The sequence below is a fragment of the Micromonospora sp. R311 genome, assembly GCF_056780015.1.
Map to the genome: position 1 here is coordinate 16760 of NZ_JBSWCE010000002.1, position 15111 is coordinate 31870.

The 15111-nt window shown below is 73.3% G+C and carries 15 protein-coding genes; 2 read left to right on the top strand and 13 right to left on the bottom strand.

Translation table 11 applies throughout. The annotated features are described in order from the left end of the window. The 8 genes from atpA to AC1WTP_RS01500 all read right to left on the bottom strand — a co-directional run bounded on the left by atpA (position 1) and on the right by AC1WTP_RS01500 (position 6375). Positions 1 to 1656, bottom strand: a complete 1656-nt coding sequence (gene atpA, locus AC1WTP_RS01465) for a F0F1 ATP synthase subunit alpha (RefSeq protein ID WP_481647436.1) — start codon at positions 1654 to 1656, stop codon at positions 1 to 3. A gap of 90 nt (positions 1657 to 1746) precedes the next feature. Then, positions 1747 to 2568, bottom strand: a complete 822-nt coding sequence (locus AC1WTP_RS01470) for a F0F1 ATP synthase subunit delta (RefSeq protein WP_481647437.1) — start codon at positions 2566 to 2568, stop codon at positions 1747 to 1749. After that, positions 2568 to 3107, bottom strand: coding sequence for a F0F1 ATP synthase subunit B (locus AC1WTP_RS01475; protein ID WP_481647438.1), 540 nt, complete (start codon positions 3105 to 3107; stop codon positions 2568 to 2570). Before AC1WTP_RS01475 ends, AC1WTP_RS01470 begins: the two co-directional genes overlap by 1 nt. Positions 3108 to 3134: 27 nt before the next feature. Beyond that, positions 3135 to 3365: an ATP synthase F0 subunit C gene (locus AC1WTP_RS01480; protein WP_363768919.1), complete on the bottom strand. Its 231-nt coding sequence runs from the start codon at positions 3363 to 3365 to the stop codon at positions 3135 to 3137. Between the two features lie 67 nt (positions 3366 to 3432). After that, positions 3433 to 4230, bottom strand: a complete 798-nt coding sequence (gene atpB / locus AC1WTP_RS01485; RefSeq protein WP_481647439.1) for a F0F1 ATP synthase subunit A — start codon at positions 4228 to 4230, stop codon at positions 3433 to 3435. 11 nt (positions 4231 to 4241) lie between these two features. Continuing rightward, positions 4242 to 4478, bottom strand: coding sequence for an AtpZ/AtpI family protein (locus tag AC1WTP_RS01490; protein ID WP_447138876.1), 237 nt, complete (start codon positions 4476 to 4478; stop codon positions 4242 to 4244). A gap of 180 nt (positions 4479 to 4658) precedes the next feature. Next, positions 4659 to 5093 carry a hypothetical protein gene (locus AC1WTP_RS01495; protein ID WP_481647440.1) on the bottom strand — a complete coding sequence of 145 codons (435 nt, stop codon included), beginning with the start codon at positions 5091 to 5093 and terminating at the stop codon, positions 4659 to 4661. Then, complete coding sequence (locus AC1WTP_RS01500; protein WP_481647441.1) at positions 5086 to 6375, bottom strand: serine hydroxymethyltransferase; 1290 nt, start codon at positions 6373 to 6375, stop codon at positions 5086 to 5088. Before AC1WTP_RS01500 ends, AC1WTP_RS01495 begins: the two co-directional genes overlap by 8 nt. 35 nt (positions 6376 to 6410) lie before the next feature. On the opposite strand from AC1WTP_RS01500, the gene AC1WTP_RS01505 reads away from it, so the two are divergent. Beyond that, complete coding sequence (locus AC1WTP_RS01505) at positions 6411 to 7904, top strand: SDR family oxidoreductase (RefSeq protein WP_481647442.1); 1494 nt, start codon at positions 6411 to 6413, stop codon at positions 7902 to 7904. Here the strand turns inward: AC1WTP_RS01505 and AC1WTP_RS01510 are convergent. From AC1WTP_RS01510 to prmC, 4 genes are all read right to left on the bottom strand, one after another. Beyond that, positions 7879 to 9990: a transglycosylase domain-containing protein gene (locus AC1WTP_RS01510; protein WP_481647443.1), complete on the bottom strand. Its 2112-nt coding sequence runs from the start codon at positions 9988 to 9990 to the stop codon at positions 7879 to 7881. The genes AC1WTP_RS01505 and AC1WTP_RS01510 overlap by 26 nt on opposite strands. A 176-nt stretch (positions 9991 to 10166) precedes the next feature. Beyond that, positions 10167 to 10778: an arsenate reductase/protein-tyrosine-phosphatase family protein gene (locus AC1WTP_RS01515; protein ID WP_481647444.1), complete on the bottom strand. Its 612-nt coding sequence runs from the start codon at positions 10776 to 10778 to the stop codon at positions 10167 to 10169. Then, positions 10779 to 11426, bottom strand: a complete 648-nt coding sequence (locus AC1WTP_RS01520) for an L-threonylcarbamoyladenylate synthase (protein WP_481647660.1) — start codon at positions 11424 to 11426, stop codon at positions 10779 to 10781. After that, positions 11426 to 12364: a peptide chain release factor N(5)-glutamine methyltransferase gene (gene prmC, locus AC1WTP_RS01525; protein ID WP_481647661.1), complete on the bottom strand. Its 939-nt coding sequence runs from the start codon at positions 12362 to 12364 to the stop codon at positions 11426 to 11428. Before prmC ends, AC1WTP_RS01520 begins: the two co-directional genes overlap by 1 nt. An 82-nt stretch (positions 12365 to 12446) precedes the next feature. On the opposite strand from prmC, the gene AC1WTP_RS01530 reads away from it, so the two are divergent. Continuing rightward, positions 12447 to 13997 carry a GGDEF domain-containing protein gene (locus AC1WTP_RS01530; RefSeq protein WP_481647445.1) on the top strand — a complete coding sequence of 517 codons (1551 nt, stop codon included), beginning with the start codon at positions 12447 to 12449 and terminating at the stop codon, positions 13995 to 13997. 19 nt (positions 13998 to 14016) lie between these two features. Here AC1WTP_RS01530 and prfA read toward each other — a convergent pair whose 3' ends face one another. Then, on the bottom strand, positions 14017 to 15105 hold the full coding sequence (gene prfA / locus AC1WTP_RS01535) for a peptide chain release factor 1 (RefSeq protein ID WP_481647446.1): 1089 nt from the start codon (positions 15103 to 15105) through the stop codon (positions 14017 to 14019). Positions 15106 to 15111 lie beyond the last annotated feature (6 nt).

The window sequence follows — 15111 nt, forward strand, 5'->3', positions numbered from 1 at the left end:
TTACTGGTTCTCGACCGGGCGGTCGGTCGTGCCGTCGCGGAAGCGGGTCACCGTCTCGCGGTTCTCCTCGCCCTCGAGCGGCGCGGCCGGCGCCTCGTTGATCCGGCGCTCCTCCTCCTTGCCGAGGAAGAGCTGCTTGAACTCCGTGATGGCGGCGTCCAGCGAGCCGATGATGTCGTCGTCCCACTTGTTGTCGGCGATGGCCGCGAGGACGCCCTCGTGCTTGTGCCGCAGGTACTGCAGGAACTCCGACTCGAACCGCCGGATCTCACCCACCGGGATGTCGTCCAGCTTGCCCTCGGTGCCCGCCCAGACCGAGACGACCTGCTCCTGCACCGGGTACGGCGAGTAGTTCGGCTGCTTCAGCAGCTCGACCAGGCGGGAGCCGCGCTCCAGCTGGGCGCGGGACGCCTTGTCCAGGTCCGAGGCGAAGGCGGCGAACGCCTCCAGCTCGCGGTACTGGGCCAGGTTCAGCCGCAGCGAGCCGGCGACCTTCTTCATCGGCTTCACCTGCGCGGCGCCACCGACCCGGGAGACCGAGGTGCCGACGTTGATGGCCGGCCGGACGCCCTGGTTGAACAGGTCGGTCTCGAGGAAGATCTGGCCGTCGGTGATCGAGATGACGTTGGTCGGGATGAAGGCCGAGATGTCGTTGGCCTTCGTCTCGATGATCGGCAGACCGGTCATCGACCCGCCGCCCAGCTCGTCGGAGAGCTTCGCGCAGCGCTCCAGCAGCCGGGAGTGCAGGTAGAAGACGTCACCCGGGTAGGCTTCGCGGCCCGGCGGGCGACGCAGCAGCAGCGACACGGCGCGGTACGCCTCGGCCTGCTTGCTCAGGTCGTCGAAGACGATCAGGACGTGCTTGCCGCCGTACATCCAGTGCTGCCCGATGGACGAGCCGGTGTAGGGGGCGATGTACTTGAAGCCGGCCGGGTCCGACGCCGGGGAAGCCACGATGGTGGTGTACTCCATCGCGCCCGCCTCTTCCAGCTGGCCCTTGATCGAGGCGATCGTGGAGGCCTTCTGGCCGATGGCGACGTAGATGCAGCGGACCTGCTTCTTCGGGTCGCCGGAGCGCCAGTTCTCCCGCTGGTTGAGGATGGCGTCCAGAGCGACCGTGGTCTTGCCGGTCTTCCGGTCACCGATGATCAGCTGCCGCTGGCCACGGCCGATCGGCGTCATGGCGTCGATGGCCTTGATGCCGGTCTGCAGCGGCTCGAACACCGACTGCCGGGCCATCACGTTCGGAGCCTGCAGCTCCAGCTCGCGGTAGCCCTCGTCAGCGATGTCGCCCAGGCCGTCGATCGGCTGGCCGAGCGCGTTCACCACGCGGCCGAGGAAGGCGTCGCCGACCGGCACGGAGAGCACCCGGTCGGTGCGCTTGACGCGTTGCCCCTCCTCGAGCTTGGCGGAGTCACCGAGAACGACGACGCCGATGTCCCGGACGTCGAGGTTCAGCGCCACGCCGAGCGTGCCGTCCTCGAACTCCAGCAGCTCGTTGGTCTTGGTCGAGGGGAGGCCCTCGACGTGGGCGATGCCGTCGCCGGTGTCGGCGACGGTGCCGACCTCCTCGCGGGAGACGTCGGACGTGTAGGAGGAGACGTAGCGCTCCAGGGCGCCGCGGATCTCCTCCGTCGAGATGGTCAGCTCGGCCATCCTCTGCTTCCTTAAGTATCAGGGGCCCGGGATACCTAGTACCGACCGGTCCGAATGGCGTCTATTCAGGGCGCTGGGCGGCTGTGCCGGTCAGCGCTTCGCGAGCGCGTTGCGGCTCTCGTTGAGGCGGCGCAGGACGGTGCCGTCGTACAGGTCGGAGCCGACCCGCACGCTCACGCCACCGAGAACTTCGGGGTTCACCGTCTGCTTGACGGATACCTCCCGACCGTATATCGCGGAGAGGCTGGCGCCCAGTCGGCGCTCCTCCTCGTCACTCAACAGGGCCGCGACGGTCACGTACGCCACCTGCCGGTCCCGCCGGTCGGCGGCGAGCTCGACCAGCCGGGTGAGCGCCCCGGTGAAGGAGCGTCCCCCGAACCCGCCCAGCGCCGCCTCGACGAGGCGGACGGTGACCGGGTGGGCCTTGCCGGCGAGCAGTTCACGGGCCAGGGCGGCCCGCCGCTCGATCGGAGCCACCGGGTCGGCCAGCGCGTTGGAGAGCGCCGACTGACCGGCGACCACCTGACCGAAGCGGAACAACTCGTCCTCGACCTCCCCGAGGTCGCCGGCCGAGTCGGCGCTGGCGAGCAGCGCCTCCACGCCGAGCCGCTCGGCGCCGTCGAGCAGTTCCGACGGCGCCGACCACCGGCCGGAAACCAGCGTGGCGAGCAGGTCCAGCGCCTCCGCGTCGATCTTGCCGCGCAGCATGTCGCCGAGCAGGCCGGCCCGGTCCGCGCCGGACCGTGCCGGCTCGGAGAGCGCCCGGCGCAGCCGCGGCTCGCGCCGCAGCAGGGCGGCGACGGAGAGGATGCCGGCGGCGGCGTTGGCCACCGCCAGCGGCTCCGCGCCGCGGACGTACGTCTCCAGGTGCTCCGCCGCGGCCTGGTACGACTCCCGGCTGGCGGCCTGCATCAGCGGGCCCCCGCGCTCTCGAGACCGCTCAGGAACCGGTCCACGGTGCCCTTGCGACGCGCCTCGTCGGCGAGCGACTCACCGACGATCTTGCTGGCCAGGTCGACCGCGATCGTGCCGACCTCGGTGCGCAGCTCGCGCACGATGGTGGCCCGCTCGGCGGCGAGCTGCTCCTTGCCGGCCGCGATGATCCGGTCGGACTCCTCCCGCGCCTTGGCGAGGATGTCCTGCCGGATGCCCTCGGCGTCGGCCCGGGCGTCGTCCCGGATCTTGGCGGCGTCGGTGCGCGCCTCGGCGAGCTGCGCGCGGTACTGCTCGAGGAGCTGGTTGGCCTCGGCCTGGGCGGCCTCGGCCCGCTTGATGCCGCCCTCGATCGCGTCGACCCGAGCCTGGAACGTCTGCTCCATGCGAGGGAAGACGAACTTCATCAGCACGAAGCAGAGCACGGCGAAGGCGACCGTGCCAACCACGAGCTCCTGCCAGAGCGGGACGATCGGGTTGTGGGTCGACTCACCACCCTCAGCGGCGAGCAGGAACATGGGAAACCTCCCGGTCGAAGGGCGGGATCAGTTGCCAGCCCAGATGAAGCCGAAGGCGATGCCCAGCAGCGCGAGCGCCTCGATGACGGCGAAGCCGATCCAGACGTACGGCAGGGTCATCCGGGACGACTCCGGCTGGCGGGCCGTCGACTGGATGTAGGCGGCGAAGACCAGGCCGACACCGATGCCCGGGCCGATGGCCGCGAGACCGTAGCCGATGGCGGCGGTGCTGCCCTCTACCGCGGCGTAGATGTCCATTAGTGGGTTCCTCCTGGTTATCACGCGTGACGGTCACGCGGGACGACAACGGTTGGTGCGAAGTGCGTCAGTGTTCCTCGGCGAGCGCGCCCTGTACGTAGCTGGCCGTGAGCACGGTGAAGACGTAGGCCTGCAGGACGATCACCAGGAACTCGAGGAAGGTGAGCGCGATGGTCATCACCCAGGACAGCACCGAGACCGGCGCCAGCCAGGCGTTGGCGTTGAGCATCGCGAAGCCGCCGAGCGTGAAGACCAGCAGGAGCATGTGGCCGGCGAACATGTTCGCGAAGAGACGGACGGCCAGCGAGAACGGCCGGACGAGGAAGGTCGAGAAGAACTCGATCGGGATCAGCAGCGGCAGGATGTACCAGGGCGCCGGCGGGATGAGGGAGTTCTTGAAGAACTTGCCGGCACCGTGGTGCCGGATGCCCGCGTAGATGAAGAGCACGTAGCTGATCACCGCGAGGATCGCCGGGAAGGCGATGTGCGAGTTCGGCGAGATCTGCAAGCCCGGCAGGATGGCGAAGAAGTTGGTCAGCAGGATGAAGCAGAACAGCGTGGTGAAGTACGGCGCGAACCGCACCCCCGCGTGCCCGATCATGTCGACCGCGATGTTGTTGCGCACGAAGCCGTAGATCGACTCGGCGAACCACTGCTTCTTCGTCGGCACCAGCTGCGGCTTCCGGTAGCTGGCCAGGAAGAAGATGATCAGGATGCCGACGGCCAGCCAGACCATCGCCGTGATCTTGGTGAACCAGTAGGAGTTCTCCGCACCCCAGGGGAGGATGCTGGGCAGGTAGAAGTCCTCCACGCTGGGTGGGAATGCTGCCTCGCCCTGTGCCAGGACGTTCGCCTGTCCGAACACCGCGTCCCTTCCTAAGTAGGCGTGCCGAGCTTGCGGATGACCAGGACGATCCCCCCGGCCATGCCGAGCACGACGCCGATCCCGGTGGCGACGCCCCCGGAGTCGAGCCACTGGTCGACCAGCCAGCCGATGAAGCCCCACACGAGCATGCCCGCGATCAGGTAGCTGAGCGCGGTCCAACCCTGGCCGGCGCCGGACGGAACATCGTCCCGGTCGCCGCTGGGTCGGGGGGTTTGGTCACCAGCCATGACGGGGCGAACGATATCAGTCGGGAAGACGAGGCTGTGCCTCACCCCCCGCACAACCGTGGTTGTGTGGGCCTCGGGCGGGCAGGCGCATCTGTGGGCACGCTACTCCCCTTCGAGCGACCTGAGAATGACCGATGGCGGACACATTTCCGCGCCGCCCGAGGTGTGGGATTCCCGCGGTCAGCGGGCCCCGCGCACGTGCACGGCGGTGAGCCACCAGATGTGCACGCCGGTCCAGACCACCACCCCGGCGGCGATGCCCAGGCAGAGCGGGATCAGGCCGGGCCAGCCGGTGGACGCCACGGCCACCATCACCACCCCCAGGAGGGTGAACTTGGCCGCGTAGAGGCCGAGTCCGAAGGGGAGCACGAGCTGCGGGTTCACCGAGTCGGCCCAGGCCAGCACCAGGGTGGTCAGCGTGTAGCTGGCCACCGTGACGCCCACCCCGGCCGCCGCGCCGAGCGCCGCCGGGGTGCCGCCGGTGACCGCGCCGGCCAGCGCGGCCAGCGCGGTCAGCAGGGCACTCGCGGCCAGCAGCACCGGCAGGTGACGCAACCGCCACCGCCGGTCGGCCGACGCGGTCGGCGCCGGCTCGCGCACCCCGGGCTCAGCCACGGGGGTACGCCGGGAAGGCGGTGACCAGCTCGGTCACCTCGGAGGCGATCCCGGCCAGCGCGTCGGCCCCGCCCGGGGCGGCCGGGTCGGTGCGCACCGCCCGCGCGATCAGCCCGGCGATCCGGCGCATCTCCCCCTCCCGCATGCCCTGGGTGGTGACGCTGGGCGTGCCGACCCGGATGCCGGAGGCCACCATCGGCTTCTGCGGGTCGTACGGGATGGCGTTCTTGTTCAGCGTGACGCCGGCCGCGTCGCAGCGCGCCTCGGCGTCCGCGCCGGTCACCCCCACCCCGGTCAGGTCGATCAGGGCGAGATGGGTGTCGGTGCCCCCGGAGACCGGGCGCATGCCCTCGGCGGCCAGGCCGCCGGCCAGCGCCTGCGCGTTGGCCACCACCTGGGCCGCGTACGTCTGGAACCCGGGCTGGGCGGCCTCGCGCAGCGCGACGGCCTTGGCCGCGACGGCGTGCATCAGCGGGCCGCCCTGGGTGAACGGGAAGACCGCCTTGTCGATCCGCTGGGCCAGCGACTCCCGGCACAGGATCATGCCGCCGCGCGGCCCGCGCAGCACCTTGTGGGTGGTGCAGCAGACCACGTCGGCGTACGGCACCGGGGAGGGGATGGCCCGGCCGGCGACCAGGCCGATGAAGTGCGCGGCGTCCACCATGAGGTACGCGCCGACCTCGTCGGCGATCTCGCGGAACCGGGCGAAGTCGATCAGCCGCGGGTAGGCGGTCGCCCCACAGATGATCATCTTGGGCCGGTGCGCCAGGGCGAGGTCCCGCACCTCGTCGTAGTCGATCAGCTCGGTGTCCCGCCGGACGGTGTACCCGACCGTGGCGAACCACTTGCCGGAGAAGTTCACCCGGCTGCCGTGGGTCAGGTGCCCGCCGTGCGGCAGGTCCATGGCGAGCACCGTGTCGCCCGGCTGCACCAGTGCCGCGTACGCGGCCAGGTTGGCGCTCGCCCCGGAGTGCGGCTGGAGGTTGGCGTGCTCCGCGCCGAAGAGGTCCTTGGCCCGGGCGATGCCGATCTCCTCGGCCCGGTCCACCTCGGCGCAGCCGCCGTAGTAGCGCCGGCCCGGGTAGCCCTCGGCGTACTTGTTGGTGAGCGTCGAGCCGAGCGCGGCCAGCACGGCCGGCGAGGTGAGGTTCTCGCTGGCGATCAGCTGGAGGCCGCCACGGAGCCGGTCCAGCTCACCGAGCACCACCCCGGCGATCTCCGGGTCGGTGGCCCGGAGCTGGTCGAAATCCGGCCCCCAAAAGGTGCTCCTCGCGGTGTCCACAGCGCCAGAGTCTATTGGGCCGCAGACTGGAAGCCGTGAGATGCCTGGTCACCGGAGCGACGGGTTACATCGGCGGGCGCCTCGTGCCCCGGCTGCTGACCGACGGGCACGCCGTACGCTGCCTGGCCCGCAAGGCCGGCCGGCTGCGCGACGTGCCGTGGGCGAGCCGGGTCGAGATCGCCGAGGGCGACCTGCGCAAGCCGGAGACGCTGCCGGCCGCGTTCGCCGGCGTGGAGGTCGCGTACTACCTGGTGCACTCGCTCGGCCAGGCCGGTTTCGAAGCGGCCGACCGGGAGGCCGCGGAGAACTTCGCGACGGCGGCCCGCGCCGCGGGGGTGCGCCGGATCGTCTACCTGGGCGGCCCGGAGCCGGCCGCCGACCGCTCGGTCCCCTCGGCGCACCTGCGCTCCCGCGCCGAGGTGGGGCGGATCCTGCTGGACAGCGGGGTGCCGACCGCGGTGCTGCGGGCCGCGGTGATCATCGGCTCCGGGTCGGCGTCGTTCGAGATGCTGCGCCACCTGACCGAGCGGCTGCCGGTGATGGTCACCCCGCGCTGGGTGCGCAACCGGATCCAGCCGATCGCGGTCCGCGACGTGCTGCGCTACCTGGTCGGTTGCGCGGACCTGCCGCCGGAGGTCAACCGGGCCTTCGACATCGGCGGGCCGGACGTGCTCACCTTCCAGGACATGATGCAGCGCTACGCCCGGGTGGCCCGGCTGCCCCGGCGGCTGGTCCTGCCGGTCCGGCCGCTGACCCCGTCGCTCTCCTCGCTCTGGGTCGGCCTGATCACCCCGGTGCCGAACGCGATCGCCCGGCCGCTGGTGGAGAGCCTGGTGCACGAGGCGGTCGCGCGCGAGCACGACATCGCCCGGTACGTCCCGGACCCGCCGGAGGGGCTGACCGGCTTCGACCGGGCGGTGCAGCTGGCACTGGTCAAGGTCCGCGACGCCGCCGTGGAGACCCGGTGGTCGAACGCGAGCGGCCCGGACGCGCCGGCCGAACCGCTGCCCAGCGACCCGAAGTGGTCCGGCGGCACGACGTACACCGACGTGCGGGAACGGGCGGTGGCCGCGCCACCGGAGGCGCTCTGGCGGGTGATCGAGGGGGTCGGCGGGGAGCACGGCTGGTACTCCTTCCCGCTCGCCTGGTCGATCCGGGGCTGGCTGGACCGGCTGGTCGGCGGGGTCGGGCTGCGCCGGGGCCGGCGCGACCCGCACCGGCTCCAGGTCGGCGAGGCGCTGGACTTCTGGCGGGTGGAGGAAATCGTCCCCGGCGAGCTGCTGCGGCTGCGCGCCGAGATGCGGCTGCCCGGCCGGGCCTGGCTGGAGATGCGGGTGCTGCCGGCCGACAACGGGCACAGCCGCTACCACCAGCGGGCCGTCTTCCTGCCGCACGGCCTGACCGGGCACGCGTACTGGGGCGGGGTGGCCCCGTTCCACGCGGTGGTCTTCGGCGGGATGGCCCGCAACATCGCCCGGGGCGCCGAGCAGCTGACCGGTGCGGTCAGTTCCCGGTCCGCGCCCCGGTGACCTGCAAGGCGGTCACCTCGCTCGGCGGTACGAAGTCCCGCACCGGCTCGTCGCGCAGGGCGAACGACATCAGCTCGCCCACCGCCACCACCATCCGGTCCTGCACCGCCCGGCCCACCGCGTCCCGGGGGTCGTCCGGGTTGGTGGCGATCGCGGCCACCGCCAGCTGCGGGGTGAAGGCCACCACGGTCTCCGTCGCGTACCGCTCGGAGCTGCCCGTCTTGCCGGCCACCGGCCGGCCCACCCGCTCCCGCAGCCGGCTGGCGGTGCCGCCGTCGCAGCGGTTGTACATGGACTGGTCGCCGACCGGGCAGCGGGCCGCGTCCGCCGCCGCGCGGGCCACGTCGGTGTCGAGCACCTGGCGGCAGTCCGGCCGGGCCGCCTCGATCGGGCGGCCGGCGGCGTCGGTGATCGAGGTGACCGGCAGCGGTGCGCACCAGGTCCCCTCGGCCGCCACCGTGGCGTACGCGCCGGCCAGGTCGAGCGGGGTGGTCGCGGCCACGCCGAGGGTGAACGGCCCCCAGTTGCGGGCGCCGTGGCGGGCGAGCCGGGCGTCGTCCTCGGCCCGCAGCACGATGCCGAGCCGCTCGGCCATCTCCACCACCCGGTCCGCGCCGACCCGCTCGGTCAGCCAGGCGAAGTAGGTGTTCACCGAATCGCCGAAGGCGGTCCACATGTCGTGCCGGCCCGCCACCGACGAGCTGGCGTTCTCCGGGCACCAGTAGCCGTCGCAGCTCGCCTCGCCGGAGACCGGGTAGCGGGTGACGAACCGGTCCGGCGAGTCGAACTCGGTCCGCAGCGGCAGCCCGGACTCCAGGGCGGCCAGCAGGGCGAAGAGCTTGAAGGTCGAGCCGGCCTGGTAGCCCTCGATCGCCCCGCCGCCGGCGACGAGCTGGTTGACCGTGTTCGGGTGGTTCTTCTGCCCGGGCGGGTTGGCGTCGACGCTGTAAACGCGGTTCACCGCCATCGCGAGGACCCGGCCGGTGCCCGGCTGCACCACGGCGGTCGGCATCGCCCGGCGGTCGTCCACCCGGTAGATCCGGCGCACCTGCTCGACGGTGGCGCGCTGCACGGCCGGGTCGAGCGAGGAGACGATCGAGAAGCCGCCCCGGCGCAGGGTGCGCTGCCGCTCGTCCACGCTCGCGCCGAACGCCGGCTGGGCGTTCCACCACCGGGTGAACCAGTCGCAGAAGAAGCCCCAGTCGTTGTGCCCCTCGGGCACCGCCGTGCAGTCGTTCGGCGTCTCGCTGGGGCGCAGCTTCAGCGGCTCGGCCGCGGCACGGGCGGCCTCGGCGGGCGGCACCTGACCCGACTCCACCAGCCGGTCCAGCACGTACGCCCGGCGGCGCAGCGCGCTGTCCGCGTCCCCGTTGATCGGGTCGTCGCTGTGCGGCGAGCGGACCAGTCCGGCCAGCAGGGCCGCCTCGCCGAGGGTGAGGTCGACCGGCGCCTTGGAGAAGTAGCGCTTGCTGGCGGCCGCCACCCCGTACGCCCCGGCGCCGAAGTACGCGATGTTCAGGTAGCGGGCGAGGATCTCGTCCTTGCTCAGCTCCCGCTCCAGCGCCAGCGCGTACCGCATCTCCTGGATCTTGCGCGCGGTGGTCACCTCGGTGGCCGCGGCGCGCTGCGCCTCGCTGAGCCGGGGATCGCTGCTCAGCACGTTGCGGACGTACTGCATGGTCAGCGTGGAGGCGCCCTGCCGGGTCTCGCCGGCCCCACGGTTGACGGTGAAGGCCCGGACCACACCGCGCAGGTCGACCCCGCTGTGCTCGTGGAACCGTTCGTCCTCGGCGGCGACGATCGCCTGGCGCATCACCGGGGCCACCTCCGCCAGCGGCACGTCCACCCGGTCCTCCTGGTAGAAGGAGGTGATCAGGGTGGTGCCGTCGTTGGCGTACAGGTTCGACCGCTGGGCGGTGGGCGGGGTGCGCAGCGTGTTCGGCAGCTCCGCGTACGGCGCGGCGAGCGCCGAGAACCCGACCCCGAACACCAGCGCGGCCGGCAGGGCCGCCGCCGCCAGCGCCAGTCCGGCCAGCACGCCGGCGATCAGGACGGTCAGCAGTCGGTGCAGATGGGCCCGGGTCATCAGCTCTCCCCGCAGGAGCCGGATCGCGCTAGGACCCGTTCAGAATGACCCGAAACACCCCTTTCGCCCCCGGCTTTCGGCAAACCCGCAGGAAATTCGCGAGGCGGACACGGCGCGCGCCGACGGACACGCCGGCAGCCGCCCGCGCGATGCCGACGGGCCGCCGACCGACCGGCTCAGGGCAGCAGCGCCGCCGCCAGCGGGTGCACGGTCTCCTCGATCTCGTCGGCGACCCGGCTGAAGCACTGGTCGCCCCGGCCCCACGGGTCGTCCAGGTCGTCCGTGGGCAGCGGGGTGGTGCCCTGGCGGGCCGCGTCGGCCGCCGCCACCAGGGCCACGCCGCGGGCGTGCACCGCCTCGCCGGTGGCCTCGGCCGGCGGCAGCGCGGCGGCGTCCACCGCGGCCAGCAGCCGGCCGAACTCCCCCAGCACGAAGGTGCGCGCGGCGGCGTCCGGGCGCAGCGCCACCACGTACTCCTGCTGGTCGGCGGTGGCGGTGAGGACCAGGTCGGCCGCGTCGATGTGGTCCGAGCGGAGCTTGCGGGCGGCGAACCCATCGACGCTGCCGCCCCGGGTGGTCACCTGGCGGGCCGCCGGCGGATTCATCTCCTCGCCCGCGTGCCAGCCGCCGGTGCCGGCGCTGTGGCTGTGCAGCAGCTCCTCGGCGCCGGCCGGGTCCAGCCCGCGCCGGGACAGCCGCTCCCGGACGGCGAGGGCGAGCAGCCGCTCGGCCATCGGCGACCGGCAGATGTTGCCCATGCAGACGTGCAGCACGGTGAACGGGGGCACTCAGGCCACCTGGCTCTCGACGATGTCCGGCACCACGTCGCGGAGCTTCTCCAGCGGGATGGCGCCCAGCCGCAGGAGCTGCGGCACCTCGCCGGTGAGGTCCACGATCGTGCTCGGCACCGGGTCCGGGCACGGCCCGGCCTCCAGGTACGCGCGCACCGAGTAGCCGAGCTGGTCGCGCGCCTCCTCGGCGGTGACCGCGGCCGGCTGGCCGGTCTTGTTCGCCGACGAGACCGCCATCGGGCCGGTCTCCCGCAGCACCTCCAGGGCCACCGGGTGCAGCGGCATCCGCACCGCCACCGTGCCGGTCTTGTCCCCGAGGTCCCACTGCAGGCTCGGCGAGTGCTCGACCACGATGGTCAGCGCACCCGGCCAGAACGCCTCGACCAGATCCCGGGCCGCCCGGGGCAGCGAGAGGACCAGCCCGTCGAGGGTCTGCCGGGAGCCGATCAGCACCGGGGGCGGCATCTGCCGGCCCCGGCCCTTGGCGTCGAGCAGCGCCTTGACCGCGTACGGGGTGAACGCGTCCGCGCCGATCCCGTAGACCGTGTCCGTCGGCAGGACGACCAGTTCGCCGTTCTTGACCGCCTCGATGGCCGCAGCGATGCCGCGGTCCCGGTCGGCGGGCGACCGGCAGTCGTAGAGCATCACGAGGAGCCAGTCTGCCACGCCGCGCCGGCGAACCGGTGCCGACCGTCCGCCCGCCGGGACGCGGTGGCGAACCGGGGGCGGCCGGCCAGGTCCGGATGGTCGGCGACGGCGGCGTACCGGCCGTCCGCGGCGAGCAGCTCCGGCACCACCCGGCCGTGCGTGTCGTCGTGCTCGACTCCGAGCGCCCCGCCCGGCCGCAGCAGCACCGCCGCCCGGGCCACCACCGGGCGGATCACCGCCAGCCCGTCCGGCCCGCCGAAGACCGCGGTCGCCGGATCGTGCCGGGCCACCTCGGGCGGCACCGCCACCGCGGCCGGCACGTACGGCGGGTTGCAGAGCAGCACGTCCACCCGGCCGGCCAGCTCGGCCAGCAGGTCCGGCGCGGTGACGTCCGCCTCGATGACCTCGATCGGCCGGTCCCCCGCCGCGGCCCGCTCGGCCGCGTTGCGGCGCAGCCAGGGCAGCGCCGCCGGCGAGCTCTCCACCGCCAGCACCCGGGCCGACGGCAGCTCCTGGGCCACCGCGAGCGCGATCGCGCCGGAGCCGCTGCACAGGTCCACCACCAGCGGATCGGCCATCCGTCCGCCCTGCTCGACGCCCCAGCCGGCGAGCAGCTCGGTCTCCGGCCGGGGCACGAACACGCCGGGGCCGACGGCCAGCTCCAGGTGCCGGAAGGCGGCCCGGCCGGTGAGGTGCTGCAACGGCTCCCGGTCCGCCCGGCGGGCGACCAGCGCGGCGTACCGCTCATGCTCGGCCGGGGTGAACCCGTCCGCCAGGGCCAGCCGGCCGCGCGGCACGTCCAGCACGTACGCGGCCAGCAGCTCGGCCTCGGCGCGGGCCGCCTCGATGCCGGCGTCGGCCAGGACGCGGGCCGCCCGGGCCACCGCCACGGACGGGCGCTCCCGGTTCGTCCCTTCGGACGGGTGTTGCGGCACGGTGGTCACGACATAATCATGAAGCGTCGCGGTTCACATCACGAGCGGGTGCGTGCGGGCGCACACCGACAGGAGGTCGCGGGTGGGCTGGCTCGACCGGGTCACAGACCAGGTTGACGCCCTGAGGCAGTCCCGGGCGTTGCAGGAGGCGAGCCGGTCCGCCGAGGCGTACACCCTGGTCGACAGGGTCATCCGCACCACCAGCGATCCGTACGCCCGGGCCGACGCGCTCGTGCAGCGGCTCTCCGCGCTGATCAATCTCGGTCGCACCGCGGAGTTCACCCGGGCCATCGAGGAGGCCTCCGGTGCCGTCCGCGACCTCGCCGAGCCCTACCTGCACGGGCACCTGAACGCGCTGGCCGCGCTCGCCGCCCACCACCAGGGCGCGCTGGACCGCTGCGTCACCCACCTGGTCAAGGCCGCCCGGGCGCTGACCGCGGTGGAGGACCCCGACCGGGACACCGCCTGGGGCTGGCACGACCTGGCGATGGCCTACTCCTACCTCAGCTTCCACGGCTACGCCCTCGGCGCCATCGAGCGGGCCCGGCAGCTCGGGCAGGGCGCCGGGATCCCCGAGGAGACCTTCGCCGCGCCGGGCATCCGGCTGCGCAACGCGGTGGCGCTGGACCACAACGGTGACAGCGACGGTTGCCTGCGGGTGCTCCGCGACGTCGCCGCCGACCTCGGCCGGTTCGTCCGCAGCGGGCGGGCCGGGCGGCTGCGCCCGAGCAGCCTCGCCGCCTACGGCTACGCCGCCGCCCGCCAGGCGTCGCTGGGCGACCGGCTGGAGGTGGGCGGCGACGCCGCCCCGGCCCGGCTGCTCGGCCACGGCGGGGACAGCGCCCGCGCCCGCGACATGCGCGAGCTCGGCCAGGTCTGCCTGGCCATCGCCGAGGGCCGGCCGATCGAGGCGGTCAGCCGGCTGGAGACGGTCCGGGTCTCCAGCGAGACGCTCGGCGCGGCCGAGCCGGCCCGGCTGCGCAGCATCGCGCTGTCCCGGGCCGGTGACCACGCGGCAGCGCACCGGGCCGACCGGCTGGCGTTCCGGCTCGCCGCGCAGCGCAACGACCGGCTCCGGGACGTCTACATCGACGGCATCGCCGCCCGGATCGACCACGAGGAGATGCGCCGCGAGGCGGCCCGCTACGAGGGTGAGGCGCTGACCGACCCGCTGACCGGGCTGCCCAACCGCCGCCGCCTGGAGCGCTACATCGCCGCCGTGGTCGCCCGCGGCGAGCAGGTGGTGATCGGCGTCTGCGACCTGGACGGCTTCAAGGCGGTCAACACCCGGCACGGGCACCACTCCGGCGACCTGGTGCTGCAACGCGTCGCCGGGGTGATCAACCGGGTGATGCGCCGGGGTGACTTCGTGGCCCGCTACGGCGGCGACGAGTTCGTGGTGGTGCTGCCGGGCACCGGGATGACCGAGGCCGCCGAGGTGGCCCGCCGGATCGAGGCCGCAGTGCGCACCGAGGACTGGGAGTCGCTGGTGCCGGGCACCCCGGTCGGGGTGAGCATCGGGTTCGCCGAGGTCTCCGGCGCGGGCGCCGGGCTGCGCGACGCGCTGAGCACCGCCTTCGAGATCGCCGACCGGGAGATGCTCCGGGCCAAGACCCGCCCCCGCGCCTCCTGAGCCGGGCGGGCGGGAGCGGTCAGCGGCGGGTGAGTTCGCTGTCGCCGGCCAGGCGGGCGGCGCGGTCCGCCTCGGCCAGGGCGTCCAGCACGCCGTCCAGGTCGCCGGCCAGGGCCAGGTCGAGGTTGTACGCGGTGTAGCCGATCCGGTGGTCGGTGATCCGGTTCTGCGGGAAGTTGTAGGTGCGGATCCGCTCCGAGCGGTCCACGGTGCGCACCTGGGCCTTGCGGGCGTCCGAGGCGGCCGCGTCGGCCTGCTCCTGGGCCGCCGCCAGCAGCCGGGCGCGCAGGATCCGCATCGCCTGCTCGCGGTTCTGCAACTGGGACTTCTCGTTCTGGCAGGAGACCACGATCCCGCTCGGCAGGTGGGTGATCCGCACCGCCGAGTCGGTGGTGTTCACCGACTGCCCGCCCGGGCCGGACGAGCGGAACACGTCGATCCGCAGCTCGTTCGGGTCGATGGTGACGTCGACGTCCTCGGCCTCCGGCAGCACCAGCACGCCGGCCGCGCTGGTGTGGATCCGGCCCTGCGACTCGGTGACCGGGACGCGCTGCACCCGGTGCACGCCGCCCTCCCACTTCAGCCGCGACCAGACCCCGTTGCCGCCCTCGGGCACGCCCTTGGTCTTGATCGCCAGCGAGACGTCCTTCACCCCGCCGAGGTCGGAGTCCTGGGCGTCGATCACCTCGGTCAGCCAGCCGCGCCGCTCGGCGTACCGGGTGTACATCCGCAGCAGGTCACCGGCGAAGAGCGCGGACTCCTCACCGCCCTCGCCGGCCTTGATCTCGACGATCACGTCCTTGGCGTCGTGCGGGTCACGCGGGATCAGCAGCTCGGCGAGGCGCTCCTCCAGCGCCGGCAGGGACGCCGCGATGGACTCGGCCTCGGTCGCGAAGGCGGGATCCTCGGCGGCCAGCTCGCGGGCGGCGGCCAGGTCGGCCCGGGCCTGCTCCAGCTCGCCGGCGGCCTTGTGCAGCGGCACCAGTTCGGCGTAGCGCCGACCGACCCGGCGGGCGGTGCCCTGGTCGGCGTGGATGGCCGGGTCGGCCAGCCGCTTCTCCAGCTCGGCGTACTCGTCGAGGAGGGCGGCCAGGCGCTCGCTGCTCATGCTGGG